Genomic DNA, 516 nt, shown 5'->3' on the forward strand with positions numbered 1-516 from the left:
CATTGACTGAAAGCGCTTTCGTCTGCGCCCAAATCTCACAACACAAAGTCACCGAGCACCAAGTGACTCAGCTCGAATTCGTGCAGCCACAAGCTGCTATCGCGTTAGAATTTGCTAAAGCCAAATTACATTTGCCTCACTCAACTTCGCCGAGTTTTCTTGCACAACTATTGCGAGAGCTTGCGCCATGAAGATGTTTATCGAGCCTCCTGCCATTTATTTGCATCGTGATGCCGTGGATTTTCGTAAATCCATTGATGGCCTTGTGGCTATTGTTGAGCAAGAACTTGCGCATGATGCTTATACTGGCGCACTGTTTGTGTTTTGTAATAAGGCCAAAAATAAGCTCAAACTGCTGTACTGGGATAAGACGGGATTTGCCCTGTGGTATAAGCGACTTGAAAAGCAAAGATTTAAATGGCCCAGTAAAGTTGACCATCAGGCGTATTGCTTAACTGAGCAGCAGCTTTCCTGGCTGTTATCAGGCTTTGATGTGATTGGGCATCAATCCCTAAA

At 45.2% G+C, this 516-nt stretch carries 2 protein-coding genes; both read left to right on the top strand.

Annotation, left to right across the window (positions count from 1 at the left end; translation table 11 throughout):
* Positions 1-191: hypothetical protein (locus IEY48_RS20535; protein WP_229786620.1), on the top strand; the 191-nt coding region annotated here is incomplete at its 5' end.
* Positions 188-516, top strand: a 329-nt coding sequence (gene tnpB / locus IEY48_RS20360; protein WP_188923353.1) for an IS66 family insertion sequence element accessory protein TnpB, incomplete at its 3' end; no start/stop codon positions are given. The genes IEY48_RS20535 and tnpB, both read left to right, overlap by 4 nt.

Source organism: Shewanella saliphila (genome assembly GCF_014648295.1).
Lineage (GTDB): Bacteria > Pseudomonadota > Gammaproteobacteria > Enterobacterales > Shewanellaceae > Shewanella > Shewanella saliphila.